At 40.2% G+C, this 16,894-nt stretch carries 19 protein-coding genes and 1 pseudogene; 15 read left to right on the plus strand and 5 right to left on the minus strand.

The genetic code is table 11. The features are described 5' to 3' along the window. The first annotated feature begins 5 nt into the window (after positions 1-5). The 6 genes from infC to F896_RS04100 all read left to right on the plus strand — a co-directional run bounded on the left by infC (position 6) and on the right by F896_RS04100 (position 3,696). A complete protein-coding gene (gene infC / locus F896_RS04125) occupies positions 6-557 on the plus strand; it encodes a translation initiation factor IF-3 (RefSeq protein ID WP_081400781.1) in 552 nt (183 codons plus the stop codon). Between the two features lie 169 nt (positions 558-726). Beyond that, positions 727-1,047 carry a DUF7709 family protein gene (locus F896_RS04120; RefSeq protein ID WP_016164689.1) on the plus strand — a complete coding sequence of 107 codons (321 nt, stop codon included), beginning with the start codon at positions 727-729 and terminating at the stop codon, positions 1,045-1,047. A 127-nt stretch (positions 1,048-1,174) separates the two neighbouring features. Continuing rightward, positions 1,175-1,795, plus strand: coding sequence for a glutathione S-transferase N-terminal domain-containing protein (locus F896_RS04115; protein ID WP_016164690.1), 621 nt, complete (start codon positions 1,175-1,177; stop codon positions 1,793-1,795). After that, positions 1,792-2,235 carry a hypothetical protein gene (locus F896_RS04110; RefSeq protein WP_016164691.1) on the plus strand — a complete coding sequence of 148 codons (444 nt, stop codon included), beginning with the start codon at positions 1,792-1,794 and terminating at the stop codon, positions 2,233-2,235. Before F896_RS04115 ends, F896_RS04110 begins: the two co-directional genes overlap by 4 nt. 119 nt (positions 2,236-2,354) lie before the next feature. Then, positions 2,355-3,206, plus strand: coding sequence for an arylamine N-acetyltransferase family protein (locus tag F896_RS04105; protein WP_016164692.1), 852 nt, complete (start codon positions 2,355-2,357; stop codon positions 3,204-3,206). A gap of 64 nt (positions 3,207-3,270) precedes the next feature. Next, positions 3,271-3,696 carry a YqaA family protein gene (locus F896_RS04100; protein WP_005051656.1) on the plus strand — a complete coding sequence of 142 codons (426 nt, stop codon included), beginning with the start codon at positions 3,271-3,273 and terminating at the stop codon, positions 3,694-3,696. 34 nt (positions 3,697-3,730) lie between these two features. On the opposite strand, the gene F896_RS04095 is transcribed toward F896_RS04100, so the two are convergent. Continuing rightward, entirely contained in the window at positions 3,731-4,984 is a 1,254-nt protein-coding gene (locus F896_RS04095) for an MFS transporter (RefSeq protein ID WP_016164693.1), read from the minus strand. Between the two features lie 237 nt (positions 4,985-5,221). Between F896_RS04095 and rpmI the strand changes: the two genes are divergently transcribed. The 5 genes and pseudogenes from rpmI (at position 5,222) to F896_RS04075 (ending at position 7,123) form a co-directional block, all read left to right on the plus strand. Then, positions 5,222-5,416 (plus strand): 50S ribosomal protein L35, encoded by a 195-nt coding sequence (rpmI, locus tag F896_RS04090; RefSeq protein ID WP_004278281.1) that lies wholly within the window; start codon positions 5,222-5,224, stop codon positions 5,414-5,416. 11 nt (positions 5,417-5,427) lie between these two features. Next, positions 5,428-5,787 carry a 50S ribosomal protein L20 gene (gene rplT / locus F896_RS04085; protein WP_004664213.1) on the plus strand — a complete coding sequence of 120 codons (360 nt, stop codon included), beginning with the start codon at positions 5,428-5,430 and terminating at the stop codon, positions 5,785-5,787. 92 nt (positions 5,788-5,879) lie between these two features. Beyond that, a pseudogene (locus F896_RS0120035) lies at positions 5,880-6,465 on the plus strand (NADAR family protein). After that, entirely contained in the window at positions 6,443-6,820 is a 378-nt protein-coding gene (locus F896_RS04080; RefSeq protein ID WP_016164696.1) for a hypothetical protein, read from the plus strand. Before F896_RS0120035 ends, F896_RS04080 begins: the two are co-directional and overlap by 23 nt. 105 nt (positions 6,821-6,925) lie before the next feature. Then, on the plus strand, positions 6,926-7,123 hold the full coding sequence (locus F896_RS04075) for a hypothetical protein (RefSeq protein WP_004655648.1): 198 nt from the start codon (positions 6,926-6,928) through the stop codon (positions 7,121-7,123). Between the two features lie 56 nt (positions 7,124-7,179). On the opposite strand, the gene F896_RS04070 is transcribed toward F896_RS04075, so the two are convergent. Beyond that, positions 7,180-8,181, minus strand: a complete 1,002-nt coding sequence (locus F896_RS04070) for a hypothetical protein (RefSeq protein WP_016164697.1) — start codon at positions 8,179-8,181, stop codon at positions 7,180-7,182. 525 nt (positions 8,182-8,706) lie between these two features. Between F896_RS04070 and pheS the strand changes: the two genes are divergently transcribed. Genes pheS through F896_RS04055 form a run of 3 tightly spaced genes read left to right on the plus strand, consistent with a single transcriptional unit; the run spans position 8,707 to position 12,395 of the window. Further along, positions 8,707-9,687, plus strand: a complete 981-nt coding sequence (gene pheS / locus F896_RS04065; protein ID WP_005146537.1) for a phenylalanine--tRNA ligase subunit alpha — start codon at positions 8,707-8,709, stop codon at positions 9,685-9,687. Positions 9,688-9,720: 33 nt separating this feature from the next. Next, on the plus strand, positions 9,721-12,102 hold the full coding sequence (pheT, locus tag F896_RS04060; protein ID WP_016164698.1) for a phenylalanine--tRNA ligase subunit beta: 2,382 nt from the start codon (positions 9,721-9,723) through the stop codon (positions 12,100-12,102). Then, the gene (locus tag F896_RS04055) at positions 12,099-12,395 is read left to right on the plus strand and encodes an integration host factor subunit alpha (protein WP_000126166.1); all 297 of its coding nucleotides are present in this window, start codon (positions 12,099-12,101) and stop codon (positions 12,393-12,395) included. Before pheT ends, F896_RS04055 begins: the two co-directional genes overlap by 4 nt. Positions 12,396-12,491: 96 nt before the next feature. Here F896_RS04055 and F896_RS04050 read toward each other — a convergent pair whose 3' ends face one another. From F896_RS04050 to trxA, 3 genes are all read right to left on the minus strand, one after another. Beyond that, positions 12,492-12,767, minus strand: coding sequence for a hypothetical protein (locus tag F896_RS04050; RefSeq protein WP_004804494.1), 276 nt, complete (start codon positions 12,765-12,767; stop codon positions 12,492-12,494). Positions 12,768-13,153: 386 nt separating this feature from the next. Further along, positions 13,154-14,422 (minus strand): transcription termination factor Rho, encoded by a 1,269-nt coding sequence (gene rho / locus F896_RS04045; RefSeq protein WP_004804496.1) that lies wholly within the window; start codon positions 14,420-14,422, stop codon positions 13,154-13,156. Between the two features lie 327 nt (positions 14,423-14,749). Continuing rightward, positions 14,750-15,076, minus strand: a complete 327-nt coding sequence (gene trxA / locus F896_RS04040; protein WP_004804498.1) for a thioredoxin — start codon at positions 15,074-15,076, stop codon at positions 14,750-14,752. A gap of 273 nt (positions 15,077-15,349) precedes the next feature. Here trxA and ppx point away from each other — a divergent pair, with 273 nt between their 5' ends. Then, positions 15,350-16,870, plus strand: a complete 1,521-nt coding sequence (gene ppx / locus F896_RS04035; protein ID WP_016164699.1) for an exopolyphosphatase — start codon at positions 15,350-15,352, stop codon at positions 16,868-16,870. The last annotated feature ends 24 nt before the right edge of the window (positions 16,871-16,894 follow it).

Below are 16,894 nucleotides of genomic sequence, written 5' to 3' on the forward strand. Positions count from 1 at the left end.
TAAAGATTAAACAGCCTGACCGTAACCAACAACAAGGTGCTAAAAGTAACCGTCCTGCAATTAACGATGAGATCCGTGCGAAAGAAGTACGCCTCGTCGCTGCAGATGGAGAACAAAAAGGTGTTGTTTCATTAAATGAAGCATTGCGTGCTGCAGAAGAAGCTAATCTTGACCTTGTTGAGATTGTGGCGAATGCAGAACCACCTGTTTGTAAAATCATGGACTACAACAAGCACTTATTTGACTTAAAGCAAAAGCAAAAAGATGCGAAGAAAAAACAGCATCAAGTGCAAGTGAAAGAAATCAAATTACGTCCTGCAACGGATGTAGGTGATTACCAAATTAAATTGCGTGCAATTTTACGTTTCCTTGAAGAAGGAAATAAGGTAAAAATCACTTTACGATTCCGTGGTCGTGAGATGGCACATCAACAGCTTGGTTTGGCTCAATTGCAAAAAATTGAAGCAGACGTTGCTGAATTTGGCGTGATTGAACAAGCGCCGAAGATGGAAGGTCGTCAAATGGGCATGTTAATTGGTCCGAAAAAGAAAAAGTAATTTTTCTTATAAAAAAGCACCGCTCTCAGCGGTGCTTTTTTATGTCTAAAAATTGATAACCTAATCTGGGATAAATCTGTTAAAAAATTCTAAGCATCATTGGAACAGATGAAAACAAGCTATGATAGGGTTTGTTGATAATTACACTATTTAAAAATAGGAACGAGACATGTCTACAATTACTGGTACTCAACAACTCTCTGAAATTAATCAAAAAGTGGTACAAGAAGGCGAGGTTCTGCCTCAAGTTACACTCAAAGATGGCAGTCGTGTCCAAACAGGTACTGTCGCGACCATGTTACATAATATTAATCTCTATAATGCAGGCGTTCGTGGTGCAGTAGAAGATGAACTGATTTTAGCTGTACCGACTTTATTTAAAGTTGGGATGTTTGATTTATTCTCTGTGGAAGAGTGGATTAATGGCAGTAATGCTGGTCGTAAATTTGTTGGAGAGAAAGCCAAAGAATTCTTGGATAATCAAGCTTAAATCTTTGAACATTGTCTTTGAAAACACCGCTTTATTGTTTCTTTTCGTGCTTGTCTACTGATCAATAAGTAGGAAGTGTGCTATAACGCAACAACAGTCAAGATAACGATGAATAGGACAATATAAAATGATTGACTTATATTACTGGGGCACACCCAATGGGCATAAAATAACAATCGCCTTAGAAGAAATGGGGCTTGAGTATCAGATTTTTCCAATCAATATTTTGGAAAATGATCAGTTCCAGCCTGATTTTTTAAAAATCTCTCCCAATAATAAAATTCCAGCGATTGTCGATCAAAATGGTCCAAGAGGTGAACCGATTTCAGTATTTGAGTCGGGTGCAATCTTACAATATTTAGGTCGAAAAACAGGACTGTTCTATCCGACCGATGAGCAAGAGCGAGTTGAGGTTGAACAATGGTTGATGTGGCAAATGGGTGGTTTTGGTCCAATGCTTGGGCAAAACCACCATTTCAATAAGTTTGCCTCTGAACGTATTCCTTATGCGATTGATCGTTATGTGAATGAAACCAAGCGTTTGTATAGTGTCTTAAACAAACAGTTGATTGGTCAAAAGTTTGTAGCAGGCGAATACTCGATTGCAGATATGGCGATCTTACCTTGGGCATTGCGTTATGAATGGCAGGGGATTCAGCTTGAAAACTACCCGTATGTGAAAGATTATATTGAACGCTTAACGGCTCGCCCTGCGATACAAAAAGCTTTATCGATCAAAGTTGGATGAATCAAGGTATTGGACGACACAGCTATTTAAAGCATTGGGCGATTGCGATGGGATTGTTGTTGCTTACAGCAATCCTCTGCGCTCAGTTGCAAAAGCTCTATTCAGAGAGTCATTTAGCGGTTTTGGTATTTACTTTTATTACTGTTTTAGGGCTGTTATTTTCTACACTTTTTGCTTGGCTACAGCTAGAGACCAAAAATTCATATTGTAGTAGCTGGTTTTTTTCTGCCTTTTTAAGTTTATCATTGGTGTTATGTAGCTATCTTGATCATACGCTATCTATTGACTGGGCTGCGGTTTCTGCTGGTGAAATGCAACTTAGCCTGTACCAAAAAATTATTAGATCTGATCTTACATTTTGGCTGTTATTTGTTTTTCCATTCCTTTTTTCAGTTATGTATTTTTCTATTCGATCTAAAAAAGCGAAAACTAAAAATTAATTTTGGCAAAGCCATGATTTCGGGCATGTAAGCCTGACTATTTTATAATTGTGTAATTTTTCATCTAGTCTATGCATGTTCAAGCTACGATGATTTAAGTTCACCAAAGATAAAGCATCATGCAAGCAAAAATATCAGCCCTTTATTTAAAAAATCTTGGTTTTGAAGGGGAGCTCTCTCCAACCTTGACTAATCTAAAAAGCCTATTAAGTCTTCATGTACAAGCTATTCCTTTTGGTAATTTATCCTCTTTTTTAGGAGATGAAGTTTCATTAGCGTCAGATCAACTTGTGCAAAAATTATTAATTAAAAATCGTGAGGGCTATTGTTTAGAACACAGTACCCTAACCAGAATTGCCTTAACTGAACTGGGCTATGAGGCATATAACATACTCGGTCGAGTGTATTATCAAAGCTCGCCTATCAGTACTCCTGTGAGAACTCATTTGGTCACACTGGTACGTATTGATCAGCAATTGTTCTTGTATGATCCAGGATTTGGGGGGATGACCCCGACCACGGTTTTATCACTTGATAAGACTGGTGAAACACAGCAGACGCCACTCGAACCTTTCAGATTCGTTGAGCTTGCACAGAGTGGTCTAGATGCGACAGTGCTGACGGAAATGAAATATATGCTACAAGTCTGTATCCATAATCAATGGGTCAATGTCTATGCGATTAACCCCCAACAGCAGATTGCAGACGCAGATGCCTTGATTGCGAATTGGTATATTTCGACCTCGCCTGAATCCTTATTTACCCAGTATTTAATGTTATCTACTGCCAATGCCGAAATGCGAATTACCTTAAAAGATCGTGTTTTAAGAACACATGGCAAAGGAAACTCTGATAAGAAAGAGTTATCTACCTTTGATGAGTTTGAGGATGTGATTAAAACAGTCTTTCGGATTGATATTTCGCAGGAGATGCTTGAAGCGACTTGGGCAAAATTAACCTTGAATCCATAGCGTTCACGTTATATGGTCTTCTCTTGATGATATGTGGCTGCCTGTTTAAGAGACCCTTGTTTTGATGTCTTATTTGTTATTGTTTCTCTCAGCCTTCGGCGCTGCCACCTTATTGCCTTTACAGTCAGAAGCGGTATTAATGACGCTCTTGGTACAAGGGCTTTCCAATCCCTTTTATCTGATTTTGGTTGCGACCATTGGAAATGTCTTAGGTTCCTGTGTGAATTGGTGGCTTGGACTAAAGATTGAACATTTTAAAGACAAAAAATGGTTTCCTGTTTCAGAACAACGGTTGTTACAAGCACAGCAGATTTATCATAAATATGGTTTTTATTCGTTGCTACTGAGTTGGACTCCCGTGATTGGTGATCCCATTACCTTGATTGCTGGGTTGATGAAAGAGAATTTTTGGCGATTTTTATTGATTGTCACCATCGCCAAAGGTGGGCGTTATTTAACGTTATATGCTTTATATCTCGGGCTCTTTTAATGAAAAAGGGGAAGATGGGCTCTTTCCCTTTTATTTAGTGATCCGAACCTTTAGTAATATCGACTTTGAATAAGTCATTGGTTTTAAACCAGCAATAACTTACTACGGCAAGTGTCATACAACCGCCAAGAATAGTTGCAGTGATTGTGCCGAGGTATTTGGCTGCGAGACCCGATTCAAAAGCCCCCAGTTCATTACTTGAAGAAACAAACATCCCATTTACTGCTGCGACACGACCGCGCATATTTTCAGGTGGAAAAATTTGCAAGATGGTTTGACGAACCACGACAGAAACACTGTCACAAGCACCCGTCATGGCTAAGGCAAATAATGAGAGCCACATATGATTTGAGAAGGCGAACAGAATGGTAAAAATACCAAAACCTGTTACCGCGAATAACATATTTCGCCATGCATGTTGCATTGGCGGGAATTTGGTGAGTGCAATCATGGTGATGAGAGCACCAATAGATGGTGCGGCACGTAAATAGCCAAGACCTTCAGGGCCGACTCGTAATATTTCTTCGGCAAAAATTGGCAATAACGCAATCACACCACCAAATAACACCGATACTAGATCAAGTGAGATCGCCCATAAAACGATTTTAGTTTTCCAGATAAAGCGGAAACCATCAGTCAGGCTTTGCAGCACATTTTCGGTTTCCATTTTGGGAAAGGTTCGCTTTGCTAGACAGTTAATCAAAATGAAGCAGACGGCCAATAATGCAGATACTGCAAAGAGACTAGTTTCACGCCCCAGAAAAGCCAGCATAAAACCACCGAGCATAGGACCGATGATCACACCACTTTGCCAGCCAATTGTGGTCCATGTTGCACCATTGGCATACAGTTCACGTGGAATCAGAAAAGGTTTGAGTGATGTTGCAGATGGATTATAAAAACCTCGAATGGTTCCTAAAGCAAAAATGACAGCATAGATCCCCCAGGACAGTGTGCTAACCCCAATTTTTTCTAAACCATGTAAGTGGAACAGTGCCCAAAGCACTAAAGGTAAAGGAATCGAAAAGAATAAGCAGATTTTCATAATGGTCTGTTTATTCAATTTGTCGGCGAAATAGCCACCCCATAAAGACAGCGTGATAAATGGAATCGCTTCTGCCAGACCAATAAAACCCAAGGTGAGTGGGTCACGGGTGATTTGATAAAGCGAATAGGCGACGATAATTTCCTGAATCAAAATTGCTAGTGTTAAGCAGAATTGATTAACGGTCACAATAGAGAAATCTCGGTACCGCAATGCAGCGAAAGCATCATTTTGTATAGTCATATTCTTTTGAATTTAAGAGCTTGTATTTATTATAGGTGTTAATTTTATGGATGTTTCTCGTAATTTGAGAATTGGTTATAGAAAATAACGTTTATAGAAAAGAGACGATTTACTATCAAAAAATGAGCATTTTACTTTCGTTTTAGCTTGCTATGCTTTAGAATACTGGCTCCCTTACCTGCAGGTCGTTTTTGCAATGGTGCAAACGTTCCGAACAGGTGTTCAAAAGAGGTTGTTATGCCTAAGATGAAAACTCGCCGTGGTGCAGCTAAACGCTTCAAAGCGACTGCAAACGGTTTTAAGCGCAAACAAGCGTTCAAGCGCCACATTTTGACCAAAAAATCTGCTAAGCGTATCCGTCAATTGCGCGGCTGTGTAATGGTTCACGTAAGTGATGTTGCATCAGTTCGTCGTATGTGCCCATACATCTAAGGAGATTATAAATGGCTCGTGTAAAACGTGGTGTAGTGGCTCATCGTCGTCACAAAAAAATTCTTGCTCGCGCTAAAGGTTACTATGGTGCTCGTTCACGCGTTTACCGCGTAGCGTTCCAAGCGGTAATCAAAGCTGGCCAATACGCTTACCGTGACCGCCGTCAAAAGAAACGTCAATTCCGTGCTTTATGGATTGCGCGTATCAATGCTGGTGCTCGTCTTAACGGTTTGTCATACAGCCGTATGATCGATGGCTTGAAAAAAGCTCAAGTGATCATCGACCGTCGCGTATTAGCTGACATCGCTATGCATGATGCAGTTGCATTTGCTGCTTTAGCTGAAAAAGCTAAAGGCGCATTAGCTGCATAAGCTTAGAGATTCAAAGAAGGCCGCTTTTTAGCGGTCTTTTTTATTTTTAGTGAATTGGACTTTCAATAATAGATAATAATCAGAGATAGATGATGCAAGACGAACAATTTTTAAATGATTTAATTCAACAAGTCCAACAAGGTCACCCATTTAAATATTTATATTTCTGGGGACATACCCCAAAGCAAACCAATCATGTAGACAAAACTTGTTTTAGCCAGTGGTTTCCATCGCCATTCAAACAGGAGGGTGTTGAATATCTCACGGCGGAACATTATATGATGGCGCAAAAAAGCAAAGCTCTTTAACGATGATGAGATATTTAATCAGATTTTGAAGGTCACACATCCGAATGAAGCAAAACAGCTAGGTCGAAAAATACAGCACTATGACGAACAACTGTGGCAGGAAAAGCGTTTTGATATCGTGGTACAGGCAAATTTGGCTAAATTTTCACAGCATCCAGAATTAAGAGATTTCTTGATTGCCACGCATGATCGTATTTTGGTTGAAGCATCGCCTGTTGATAAGATTTGGGGGATTGGTATGGCACAAGATCACCAGCATATCCAAGACCCGAGCCAATGGCAGGGATTAAACTTACTTGGTTTTGCACTTATGCAAGTTCGTACTCAGCTTTTAACTAGGAGTAATCGTGCGCAGACAATATCACTTTAGACAAGTTGGAGTGGATACTTATATTTGGGATGTCCATCATCTCGTTGAGCTGACAAAAGCGTGTATTGCCAAGAAAGTACAACTTGTTGATATTCAGGAACTCAACGAAGCCTATTGGTTTCCAGATCAATATCCAACAACACAACAAATCATTGAGCACTTTCAACTGATTCAAGATGCTGATCTGAGTTATCCAATTATCTTATGTGCGCATGGGCGTGTGATGGATGGAATGCATCGTGTCGCTAAAGCAAGTTTACTTCAACAAACAGATATTCTCGCCGTGCAATTTGAGCAAACCCCTGAACCTGATTTCGTCAATATGGATGAAGATGATTTGGATTATGATGATTAAGACAATCTATTGATTTATTTAATGATTACATAACCCAAACATGTTCGATTAGACTTTTAGGCTGAAATCTTTTTACAGTAAAGAAAACAGCATCAGGATAAAAATATGTTAGTGAGCGTAGAAGGGTTGCAGCAAGGTGCATTTGAAACAGAACTGAGTATTGTGCCTAGAAAGGGGGAAACCATCCGAATTTTTTATGGGCCAGATGCTGAAGTTGAAGGTGAAATTGAAAATGTACATCACATTGTTAATCAGCATGATGGCGGGCATAAAGTGATTATCAGAATTCGACCGACCTTCTAAAACGATAAAAGAAAAACCTAGATGACATGATCTAGGTTTTTTTATGCTTGGTGTTGCTACAGACCAAAATAATAAGCAAGTAGACAGATAATTACAGTCAGGATAATCAGTTTAATAACCCCTGATGTACCCACTTTATGCTGTTGGGCTTTATCAAGTTGATGTGGGATTTCCATGGTTCGGTCAATGATTTCAGGTTCTTCTGCTGTGAGTTGGGCTGTTTGGTAATGATTTGCTGTTTTCACAATCAATTTTGCAAATAAATCATCGGTTTTTTGAGAGAAGTTTCGCAAATTGATTTGTTCTTCAGGACTGATCAATTCACCTGTCGCATGATAAGGATGCTGTCTTTGTTGTTCCAAATAATCAGCCAAAGCTTGAGTGCGATGTAACAGGCGATGTGCGCAATCAGCAGGATAATCGGTTGGAATCAATGCGAGTTGCTGGTTTGATGTACTGATCGAATCAAATTCATAGCCATAGAAAGGGAGGTCCTGTTGTTCTGGCTCAGAAAAATGTTCTGCATATTTACTAGCGAACAGTTCTTTCTCCAAGAAAATGGCAGCCTGATTCCAATTCATCTTCTGTAAGTCAGCATCAATTTTCTTGGCGAATTTATCATTTAACTCATAACGCCAAAAAACTTCTTGCCGGAGGGTTGTTTGTTGAGATACAGGTGCATCAAAGGCTTTATCACTGTTATCCCATTCAGCCAGTTCATGTCCACAAATCCATGCGGTTTTTTTATTGCCTTGATGGCTCACAATAAAATGTGCGAAGGGAAGCAGCTCCACATTGGCATTTGGATTTTGCTCGTCATTGAGTACGCTGGATAAATGTAGGCTGAGTTTTTTAACCCCTTGTTTTTTTAGGCCTTCAAGCCAAATCTGGAAATGTTGTGCCAACAGGTGCTGGGAGAGTAAATCCCTAAAGATCAGTCGATTTTGATTGAAAATCGGATGTTCAATCCAACGACTAAAATTGAGTTCACCTGTAAGAAACTCATTGCCATAAGTCACAAGTGTAAGCTGTTGTTTCCAGATTTGATCAAGCGCCATCGTTATTCTTTCTCATTGACGAATTAGGGTTTATTGATATTTCACTTTACGAGCTATAGCTCTCATTGCGACAGCGGACATTTTTTTGATGCTACGAGGCATGTCTTATGTAATTGAGTCACTCTAAATAAATAAGACATAACGCATCTGTCCTTGCGCTGAGATCAAAGCAGTGCTTTGATCTTACTCAGGTTATGGCTAAAACCTCCCTAAACTGTGTTATGAAACTTGACAATGGATTTGCCATTGTCTGCGTTTCATGCCTTGTTTATGTTGTTTTAGCCGATAACGCAATGCATGGTTGAAATGTCAATAGACCCTAGTATCTTATACATTTTATTCAATTATTGATTAATTTTTACGAAAATTTAAGCCATCTACTTCATATTCTTGTTGTTTTATCTTTAAATTAAAACTGAAAAAGTACTCTATTTAAACAGCCGTTTATCTTCATTAAATAGGTAAAAAGCTGATAAACTATAGCGTTTACTTATATTTCTATATTTTGTTGCTTTGAGAGTTACTATGTCACTGGAAGCCCTGACCACTGAAGCGCTTGCTGCCATTGCAGCGGCTCAAGACCTTGCTGCACTCGATCAAGTCCGTGTGCAATTTACAGGGAAGAAAAGCCAGCTTGCAGAGCAGTCGAAAGCACTTGGAAAAATGGATCCTGAAGAACGCAAAGTACAAGGTGCTGCGATTCATGCTGTTCGTGAAGCAATCAATACAGCTTTGACTGAGCGTCAACAAACATTACAACAAGCTGAGCTTGCAAAAAAATTAGCAAGTGAAACCATTGATATTACTTTACCTGGTCGCGGTCAGCGTATGGGAAGTATTCATCCTGTTACTCAGGTACAAGAGCGTATTTGCCAGTTCTTTACGAAAGCTGGTTTCCAAATTGCGTATGGTCCTGAGGTTGAAGATGATTATCATAACTTTGAAGCCTTGAATATTCCGGGTCATCATCCAGCTCGTGCTATGCATGACACCTTCTATTTTGATGCAACGCATTTGCTTCGTACCCATACCTCGGGTGTACAAATTCGTACTATGGAAACTAGTCAGCCACCAATTCGCATCGTGTGCCCAGGTCGTGTATATCGTTGTGACTCGGATCAAACGCATTCGCCTATGTTCCATCAGATCGAAGGTTTATACGTTGCAGAAAACACCAGCTTTGCTGAGTTAAAAGGTTTATTGATTAACCTATTAAATGAATTCTTTGAAAAAGATTTGAAAGTACGCTTCCGTCCTTCTTATTTCCCATTTACTGAGCCAAGCGCTGAAGTAGATATTATGGATGAGCGTGGTCGTTGGTTAGAAGTTTTAGGTTGTGGCATGGTACATCCAAATGTACTGCGTGCTGCAGGGATTGATCCTGACAAATACAAAGGCTTTGCTTTTGGTTTAGGGGTAGAGCGTTTTGCAATGTTGCGTTATGGCATTAATGATTTGCGCATGTTCTACCAAAATGATGTGCGTTTTTTACGCCAGTTTGCTTAAACATTTTTTCAGGATTAAATAAGGTTTATACAAATGAAAATTAGTGAAAATTGGTTACGCACGTGGGTGAACCCAGCAATTGATAGTGAAGCACTCTCTGATCAATTGACCATGTTGGGCTTGGAAGTTGATGAGTTAGCACCTGTAGCAAAACCATTTACTGGCGTGGTAGTAGGGGAAGTTCTAACCGTTGAACAACATCCAGATGCAGATCGTTTACGTGTAACGACAATTAATATTGGTTCTGGTGAGCCATTACAAATTGTATGCGGCGCGCCAAATGTTCGTGTCGGCATGAAAGCACCTGTTGCAACCATTGGTGCCGTACTACCTGGCGATTTTAAAATTAAAAAAGGCAAACTGCGTGGTGTGGAATCACAGGGTATGCTCTGTGGCGCTTCTGAAATTGATTTAGAAGACAAAATTGATGGTTTGTTAGAGTTGCCTGCTGATGCGCCAGTGGGCATGAATATTCGTGAATACTTAAAGCTTGATGACAATGTCATTGATATCAGTATCACCCCAAACCGTGGTGACTGCTTTAGTATTCGTGGGATTGCGCGTGAAATTGCAGTAATTAACCAGCTTGAAGTAAATGAACCAAAGATTCAGGCTGTTCCTGCATCAATTACTGATGAGAAAACAGTAACGATTAGCACAGAAGGTACGCCACGTTATTTAGGGCGTATCATTAAAAATGTCAATGTGAAAGCGCCGACACCTGAGTGGATGGAACAGGCATTGGCACGTTCAGGGATTCGTACCCATAGTATTTTGGTGGATATTACCAACTATGTGTTACTTGAACTTGGCCAACCGATGCATGCCTTTGATTTGGCAAAAATTGAAGGTTCGATTCAAGTCCGCCAAGCGCAACCACAAGAAAAATTGACGTTGCTCAATGATCAAGAAGTTGAATTGCAAGATGACATGATGGTCATTGCAGATGATCAGAAATTATTGGCGATTGCAGGGATTATGGGTGGTTTGGACTCATCGGTTACTGATGATACCCAAGACATCTTCCTAGAAAGTGCTTTCTTTGCACCGTTAGCCATTGCAGGTCGTGCACGTCGCTTTGGTTTGCATACCGATTCATCACAACGTTATGAACGTGGTGTAGACTTTGAATTGCCGATGATCGCCATGCATCGTGCTTCTGAGCTTATTCAAGCCTTTGCTGGCGGTGAGTTTGGTCCAGTGACTGTCGCTGAACAGACAGAATTGCTTCCAAAGCGTGAAGCAATTGTATTGAAGCAAACACAGGTTGATCAATTGCTAGGTTATGTTGTAGCGAGTGACTTCATTGCGGATGCTTTAACACGTCTTGGCTGTGTGGTTGAAAGCAAAGCTACAGGTGAGTGGAGTGTTGTTCCACCATCGCATCGTTATGACATGGCAATCTATCAAGATTTAATTGAGGAAGTTGCTCGTATTCACGGTTATGACAAGATTCAAATTAGTTTGCCAAAAATTGATGTAAAACTGGAAAAGTACCAAGACCGTTTTGAAATTGCACAATTACGTCAAACTGCGGTGACATTGGGCTATCAAGAAGCAATTAGCTTTAGCTTTGCCGATGCTAAACTTGAGAAGCAATTAAATCCAAATGTACAGCCGCTGATGCTTGCCAATCCTATTTCAAGTGATTTGGCTGCAATGCGCAGTACTTTGTTGTCTAGCTTAATTCCGTGTGTACAGTACAACTTAAACCGTCAACAGCAGCGTGTACGTTTCTTTGAGTTGGGGCTACGTTTTGATTATCAGGGTGCGCAAAACATTCATGATCTAAAACAGATCCCAACTTTAGCATTGATTGCGGTTGGTGCGCGTGTACCAGAATCGTGGCATGCAAAACCTCAATCAATGGATTTTTTTGATTTCAAAGGTGAGATTGAAGAGGTTTTAGCTGCTGGTCGTATTGGTGCTGACTTTATTCGTACAGAACGTGCATGGTTGCATCCTGGCCAATCGGCAGAAATTTTGGTGGACGGGCAATCGATTGGTTATTTAGGTCGTCTACATCCATCATTGGAAAATGAACTCGATTTGGGTATAACTTGGGTCGCAGAGCTGGACCAACAGGCAGTTTTGCAATCTTATGTATCTAATTTTACAGAATTATCACGTTTTCCATCGGTTAGACGTGATATTGCGCTTTTAATCTCTGATAATATTGAGGTAAGAGATATTCAGCGGTTAATTGAGCAGACTGGTGGTGAGTTACTAGACTCAGCATGGTTGTTCGATGTGTATACGGGCCAAGGGGTTGAACAAGGCAAGCGTTCTTTAGCTTTTGCAGTGTTATGGCAACATCCAACTCGTACGCTTGAAGATGCTGAAATTAAATCTGGTATGGATAACATTATTCAAGTGTTGGAAGACACTTACCAAGCGACATTGAGGGCCTCATGACAGCATTAACAAAAGCAGATATGGCGGACCATTTAAGTGAGCTTACTAGCTTAAATCGCCGCGAAGCAAAACAAATGGTCGAGTTATTTTTTGACGAAATTAGCCAAGCATTAATTGCGGGTGAACAAGTCAAACTTTCTGGCTTCGGTAATTTCGAGTTACGTGACAAGCGTGAACGTCCAGGACGTAATCCAAAGACAGGTGAGGAAATTCCAATTTCTGCACGTCGAGTGGTTACGTTCAGAGCGGGGCAGAAATTTAGACAGCGTGTTGGGAATGAGCAGATCGATTGATCTGCTTTTTTTATGCCAATCTTTTATTTATAGAAATGTTAGGCATAAAAAAAGAGAACCGTGAGGTTCTCTTTTTTTCGATAATCTAAAACTAGATTATTGAGCAGCAGAAGCTTCAGCTGGAGCAGCTTCAGAAGCAGCAGCAGCAACGTCAGAAGCAGCAGCAGCAACGTCAGAAGCAGCAGCTTCAGTAGTAGCAGCAGCTTCAGATGCAGCAGCGTCAACAGCTTCTACAGCTTCAGAAGCAGCTTCTACAGCTTCAGATGCAGCAGCAGTAGCGTCAGTAGCTGGCGCTTCTTCTTTCTTAGAGCAACCAACGAAAGCTAAAGTAGTAGCAATAGCAGCAACAACAGCGAATTTTTTGAATAACATGGCATCACTCTCATAAAATTGTGAGATTAAAAAAAACCTGAGCTAGTCTGTTTGTGCTTTTATTATTCCTAAACGCTTTAGGTAACAACGCAGGGAGCAGCCTAACTGGTCTGTAGCTATCCTATCAAAGCAATTCATGAATTACTACTGTTCTGTCCAACAAAACGACAAAAATGGGCAGAATTTGGCTATTTTTTGATAGAAAATAACTATGAGTTATGTGATTTGAATCGGTAAATTGAAAAAAATAATATCATTTTTTAAATATAGGTATATAAATCAATGGATTGGTTATTTCTATAATTTTTAGGAGAATGTGTAAATATTCTGTAAGCGTGTCAACCAAATAAAAAAAGCTACCATTAAGGTAGCTTTTTCTTTGGACTTTAAGTCGATGCCTTACGTTTCATTTGATCGAAGAAGTCATCATTGGTTTTGGTTTCTTTCATGCGATCTAATAAGAATTCCATCGCTGCAAGCTCATCCATCGGATGTAATAACTTGCGTAGAATCCAAACTTTACGAAGATTCTCTTCGCTCATGAGGCGTTCTTCACGACGAGTACCTGATTTCTTGATATTCATTGCAGGGAATACACGTTTTTCTGCAATACGACGATCAAGGGTAATCTCTTGGTTACCTGTACCTTTAAACTCTTCATAGATCACATCATCCATTTTACTGCCAGTTTCAATCAAAGCAGTAGAAATAATGGTGAGTGAACCACCTTCTTCAATATTACGTGCCGCACCGAAGAAACGTTTTGGACGCTCTAAAGCATGTGCGTCTACACCACCAGTCAATACCTTACCTGATGAAGGCACTACAGTGTTGTAAGCACGTGCAAGACGGGTAATCGAGTCAAGTAGAATGACAACATCCTTCTTGTGTTCAACCAGACGTTTTGCTTTTTCAATGACCATTTCAGCAACTTGAACATGGCGGGCAGGTGCTTCATCAAATGTAGACGCAATCACTTCACCACGAACAGTGCGTTCCATTTCTGTTACTTCTTCAGGACGTTCGTCAATTAAAAGTACAATTAAGAAAACTTCGGGATTATTACGGACAATCGATTGCGCAATGGTTTGCAATAACATTGTTTTACCCGCTTTTGGCGGCGCAACAATAATAGAACGTTGACCTTTACCAATTGGCGCGACAAGGTCGACAACACGAGAGGTTAAGTCTTCGGTTGTACCGTTACCCAATTCCATCACCAACTGTTCAGTTGGGAATAATGGGGTAAGGTTTTCAAATAGAATTTTATTACGTGAGTTTTCAGGCGTATCGTAGTTAATTTGGTTTACTTTTAATAAAGCAAAATAACGTTCACCTTCTTTCGGTGGACGAATTGTGCCAGTAATCGTATCACCGGTACGTAAATTAAAGCGGCGAATTTGTGATGGGCTGACATAGATGTCATCTGGTCCTGCTAGATATGAGCCAGCAGCAGAGCGTAAAAAGCCAAAACCATCAGAAAGAATTTCGAGAACACCATCACCAAAGATTTCTTCGCCGTTCATGGCGTGGCGTTTTAAGATGGCAAAAATAATATCTTGTTTACGGTTACGTGCCATGCCTTCAAGGCCCATAAACTCCGCAATTTTAATGAGTTCGCCAATGGGTTTTTTCTTGAGTTCAGTTAAGTTCATAAGTGGTCAGACAGAATGGAATAAGTGGAGGACTACGTTAGGGAAAGAATAAAAAATCGACCGCATACATACATGCTGAGGTAATTGTATTTACACAACCACGATTCAGTAGTCTGGTTCATTGTTTCAGAGAGAAATGTGAAAACAATTGTTATTGCCGAGCGGCGATCTTATGTTTTGTCTTGTAAGAAGCGCAATGAAGTAGATTCCATTCAAAGCTTCTTGATCCAGAAATATAGAGGAAATCAAGCAAATTGTCAATTTTTACTAAGAAATACGCGATTCAATGAATCGCATATTTCTTGTATTGACCGTGTGACAATCGAATTAGATGTTTTGGTCAATGAATGCTGCAAGTTTTGAACGTGGTGCTGCACCAACTTGTTGAGCAACAACTTCACCATTTTTAAACATCAATAATGCTGGGATATTGCGAATGTTATATTTTACGGCAGTATCTTCACATGCAGTCACGTCAACTTTAACGATTTTTACTTTTCCTGCATATTCAGTTGATAGGTCTTCAAGAACAGGTGCAATTGCTTTACACGGTGCACACCAACCAGCCCAGAAATCAACAAGTACAGGGGTTTCAGCATCTAAAACATCTGCTTGGAAGTTAGCATCAGTTGTATTAACAATAGTCGCAGACATAAGGTTGCTCCAAATTTAAGAAATAAAGTGCGAATTTGATCATCATCACGATGAATATTACATTGCCGCTTTATTCAATGTAAGGGTTTGTTCTGATTATTCAAGTTTGAAAATGAAAAGTCTAATGGATGCTCACGATGTTGATCATCGACTTCTACAATCATTTATGCACGAAAAGCGAAAATACGCGACTTTTATTGCTTAAAATGACTTTAAAATTGTAAGCATGTGAATTACTCTAATGCGTGAATTGAGCATGGGTTTATATGAATAATGTCTGATTTTCTGATTGATGAAGAATTACTTGCTGCGATTGATATGGGATCGAACAGTTTCCATCTGGCAATCGCTCGTGTTGATCACGGTGAAGTTAAGAAAGTTGCTTCAATGTCAGAAAAAGTACAGTTAGCAGCTGGGCTTGATGAAAATAAGAATTTAACCGAAGCCGCGCAACAGCGTGGACTGGCATGTTTAGCCCGTTTTGTTGGGCGTTTGAGCTCAGTACAACCGAATCGTTTACGTATCGTGGCAACCAATGCGTTAAGACAAGCAAAAAATGGTCACGAATTTATCCAAAAAGCAGCCGAAATTTTACCTAAACCGATTGAAATTATTGCAGGTCGTGAAGAAGCACGTCTGATTTATCTGGGCGTTTCACATACCATGGCCAATGGTGGTCGACGTTTAGTCGTGGATATTGGTGGAGGTTCAACCGAGTTTATCATCGGTGAGGAGTTTGAACCGCTGCATACCGAATCCTTACAAATGGGCTGTGTGGCCTATAGTAAAACCTATTTCCCTGATGGTGAAATTACCAGCAAAGCATTTGATAAAGCCGTGGTTGCTGCACGCAAAGAAATGTCCGCGATTGCCAATACCTATAAATCTGTGGGTTGGGATACCGTCGTCGGATCAAGCGGAACCATTAAAGCCTGTCGTCAGATTGCGGTTAATCTGGGTTTGAGTGATGAGCAAGAAAACCTGACCCGTGATGGCTTATATAAATTAAAAGATCGTTTGCTCAAATTTAAACATATTTCTGAAATTGATTTTGAAGGTCTACGTGAAGACCGTCGAGCAGTTTTGCCAGCCGGCCTTGCGATTTTATATGCAATTTTTGAAGTTTTAGATATCGACAAATTGGCATATTCTGACGGTGCACTACGTGAAGGCGTGATGTATGACTTGCTCGGTCGTTTTAAGCATGAAGATATTCGTGACCGCAGTGTACAGGCGTTAATGGGGCGTTATAACGCAGATCCCAAACAAGCAGAACGGGTGGTCAATACGGCACAAGAGTTATTCGACGGTGTGGCTGAGGCGTTAAATTTAACGACTGAAGACAGTGACTTACTGCGTCGTGCAGCTTATCTGCATGAAATCGGTTTAGCGATTAGCCATGGCGGTTATCATCGTCATGGGGCATATTTATTGCAACATTCGGATATTCCGGGTTTCTCGCAAATTGATCAAAATCATCTCTCGCATTTGGTTTCGCACCATCGTCGTAAGTTACGTGCAGATGCAAAAAATGACGTTTTAAAGGTCGGTGGTAGTCATTTAATCTACCTGTGCTTATTACTGCGTCTTGCAGTTTTACTGAACCATAGTCGTAGTGATCAGATGCTTCCTGCCATTGAACTGAGTGTTGTAAATGATCAACAATGGCAACTCAGCGTTTCTGGCGATGCTAAACAATGGCCTTTATTGGTTGCTGACCTGCATGATGAGCAGGTGCAATTTAAGCATTGGGACATTGAGTTAAATATTCAGTCAGACAAATTTGTTGATTAACCATATTATTATGGACCATTCTTG

Origin of the sequence: Acinetobacter genomosp. 15BJ, assembly GCF_000400715.1 — a bacterium.
GTDB lineage: Bacteria > Pseudomonadota > Gammaproteobacteria > Pseudomonadales > Moraxellaceae > Acinetobacter.